Source organism: Dactylosporangium salmoneum, assembly GCF_039532525.1.
Taxonomy (GTDB): domain Bacteria; phylum Actinomycetota; class Actinomycetes; order Mycobacteriales; family Micromonosporaceae; genus Dactylosporangium; species Dactylosporangium salmoneum.
This window is the reverse complement of the sequence record NZ_BAAARV010000052.1, coordinates 36163-39791: the sequence shown is the minus strand read 5'-3', so window position 1 is coordinate 39791 and position 3629 is coordinate 36163. Positions and strand designations below refer to the sequence as shown.

The following is a 3629-nucleotide window of genomic DNA, read 5'->3' as shown; positions in this document are numbered from 1 at the left end:
TCCAGATCCCGCGAGGACGCGATGTGGTCGTCGTCCAAACCCAGCCCCCGCAACGTGCCCCACTTGCCCGGGCTCGCCGTGGCGAAGACCTCCGCACCCCAATACCGGGCCAGCTGGATCGCGGCCATGCCCACACCGCCGGCGCCCGCGTGGATCAGCACCCGCTCACCGGCCTGCAGGTCACCGAGGTCGGCCAGCCCGTACCAGGCGGTCAGGTAACAGATGGGCACGGACGCCGCCCGCTCGAACGACCAGTCGTCCGGGACGCGGGCCAGGGTGCGCTCGTCGGCGATGGCGTCGCGGCCGAAGGCGCCGAGCAGCAGGCCGGTCACCCGGTCGCCGACGGCGAACCGGCCCGCGCCCGGGCCGGTCTCGACCACGACGCCGGCGCCCTCGTTGCCCATGCGGGCCTCGCCCGGGTACATGCCGAGCGCGATCAGCACGTCCCGGAAGTTCAGGCCGGCCGCCCGTACCGCCACCCGCACCTGTCCCGGCTCAAGCGGCGCCTCCGACTCCGGCGCCGGGACCAGCGACAGCCCGTCGAGGGTGCCGCCGCCGACGGTGTCCAGGCGCCACGGGCCCTCGGCCGGCGCGCTGCCGAGCTCGGCCCGGACCAGGCGCGGGACGAGGACGGCGCCGTCGCGCAGCAGCAGCTGGGACTCCCCCGCCGCCACCGCGGCGGCCAGGACCGGGCCGAGCGCGTCGGGGTCGGCGGCGTCGTCCAGGTCGACCAGCAGCAGGCGGTCCGGGTGCTCGGCCTGTGCGGAGCGCACCAGGCCCCACACCGGCGCCATCGCGAGGTCGGCGCCGACCGCGTTGCGGGTCACCACCGCCAGGCGCGCGTCGGCGTTGTCTCCGTCGGCCAGCCAGTCCTGCAGCTCGGCCAGGGCCCGCTCCAGGTTCGCGCGCACCGCCGCGGGCAGGGCGTCGGCCGGGGCGCCGCCGAGCAGCAGAACCTCGGGCGCCGGGGCGTCGGCGTCCCGCAGTGGCAGGGGCGTCCACTCGATCGCGTACAGGTCGTCGGCGGCCTGGGCCGACCGCAGCGCCTGGGCCGAGACCGGGCGCAGGACCAGCGACTCGATGACGGCAACGGGCCGGCCGTCGGCGTCGGCCGCCTCGATGCGCACCGCGCCCTCGCCGGCCGGGGTGACCCGCACCCGCAGCCGGGGCGCGCCGACGGCGTGCAGGGAGACGCCGGTCCAGGCGAAGGGCAGCCGCACCTCGCCGTTGGCCGGGAAGAAGCCGCCGAACCCCATCGCGTGCAGCGCGGCGTCGAGCAGGGCCGGGTGCAGGCCGTAGCGGGCGGCGTCGGCGTGCAGGTCGTCGGGCAGCGCCACCTCGGCGTAGACGGCGTCGTCGCGCCGCCACACCGCCTTCAGGCCCTGGAAGGCCGGGCCGTAGCCGTACGCGAACTCGGAGGCCCCCTCGTAGAAGCCCTCGACCGAGACCGCGTCGGCGCCGGGCGGCGGCCAGGCGGCGAGGTCTTCCGCGGGCGGCACGGGCTCGTCCGGCCCGAGCAGGCCGGTGGCGTGGCGCGTCCACGGGGAGTCCGCCGACTGGGAGTACACCGCCAGTTCCCGCCGCCCGGAGTCATCGGGCCCGCCGAGACGAACCTGCACCTGTACCGCGCCCCGCTCCGGCAGCACCAGCGGCGCCTCCAGGGTCAGCTCGGCCAGCCGGCCCGCGCCCGCCTCGGCCCCGGCCCGCAGCGCCAGCTCCACGAACCCGGTCCCGGGGAAGAGCACCGACCCGAGCACCGCGTGGTCGGCCAGCCAGCCGGTCGCCCCGACCGAGAGCCGCGCGGAGAACACCGACTCGTCCGACCCGGCCAGCCCGACCATCGGCCCGAGCAGCGGGTGGTCGCTCCCCGACGGGGCCGTACCCCGGGAGGCCAGCCAGTACCGTTCCCGCTGGAACGCGTACGTAGGCAGGTCCACCGGCCGCCCCTCGCCAAGCGGCCACTCGACCGCAACCCCGCGCGCCCAAAGCCGCGCGGCCGCCTCGACCACCCCGAGCGGCTCGGCGGCGTGCTTGCGGACGACCGGAATGCAGTCCTCAACCACCGGAGTCAGCACCGGCGTAGGACTCACCTCCAGGAACGTGACCGCCCCCATCACCGCCACACTCTCGGCAAACCGCACCGTCCCCCGCACATGCCGAACCCAATACCCGGCAGAAGTCCACTCCTCCGACACCACCGGAACCTGCGGCTGCGAAAACGTCAGCGTCGAAACCACCTCGGCGAACACGGGCAGCATCGGCTCCATCAACACCGAATGGAACGCATGCGAAACCCGCAACCTCCGAGTCCGCACACCCAACTGCGCCACCACCCGATCCACCGCATCAGCAGACCCCGACAGCACCACAGCCTCAGGACCGTTCACCGCCGCGAGATCCACGTCGCCGTCCAGCAACGGCGCAACCAATTCCTCCGACGCCGCAACCGCAACCATCACCCCACCCGGCGGCAACGCAGCCATCAACCGACCCCGCGCCGACACCAGAGCACACGCGTCTTTCAGCGACAGAATCCCCGCGACATGGGCAGCCGCGATCTCACCAATCGAGTGCCCACCAACGACATCCGGGCGGACACCCCACGATTCGAGGAGCCGGAACATGGCCACTTCGAACGCGAAGATGCCGCACTGCGCATAGAAGGTGTTCGCCAACCTGTCCTCGTCGCCGCCGAACACCACCTCCGACAACGACGGGTCCAGCTCCGCACACACCTCCGACCACGCCTGCGCGAACACCGGGAACGCCTCAATCAGTTCCCGACCCATACCAAGCCGCTGGGCGCCCTGGCCGCCGAACACGAAACCCAGACGACCTGACCGGACGGTGTCCTTGATCGTGGCGTCGTCCAGGAGCACCGCCCGGTGCTCCAGCGCCGCGCGGCCCCTGGCGAGGGTCCAGGCGACGTCGGTCAGGGGCACGTCGTCGGAGAGGAACGACCTGAGGCGGTCGAGCTGCGCGGACAGCGCGCGGTCGGTGCGGGCCGAGACCAGCAGCGGCAGGACGGGCAGCAGCGGCTCGGCGCTGGGGGCGTCCGACGGTTCGGCCTGCTCCAGGATCACGTGGGCGTTGGTGCCGGAGATGCCGAACGACGAGATGCCCGCCCGGCGCGGGCGGTCCGGGTCCGCCCAGGGGCGGGACTCGGTCAGCAGCCGCACCGCGCCCGCGGACCAGTCCACGTTGGGCGTCGGGGCGTCGATGTGCAGGGACCGGGGCAGGACGCCGTGGCGCAGCGCCATGACCATCTTGATGATGCCGGCGACGCCCGCGGCGGCCTGGGTGTGGCCGATGTTCGACTTGACCGAGCCGAGCCACAGCGGACGGTCGGCGGGGCGGGACCGGCCGTAGGTGGCGAGGAGCGCCTGGGCCTCGATGGGGTCGCCGAGGGTGGTACCGGTGCCGTGGGCCTCGACCGCGTCCACGTCGGACTCCGACAGGCCGGCCACGGCCAGGGCGGCCCGGATCACGCGCTGCTGCGACGGGCCGTTGGGGGCGGTGAGGCCGTTGCTGGCCCCGTCCTGGTTGATCGCCGAGCCGCGGACCACGGCCAGGACGCGGTGGCCGTGACGCTGGGCGTCGGCGAGGTTCTCGACCAGGAGCATGCCGAT

1 protein-coding gene is annotated in these 3629 nt (G+C 74.2%); it reads right to left on the bottom strand.

Features of this window, described 5'->3' with window-relative positions:
- Positions 1-3629: acyltransferase domain-containing protein (locus ABD352_RS28460; protein ID WP_344615575.1), on the bottom strand; the 3629-nt coding region annotated here is incomplete at both ends.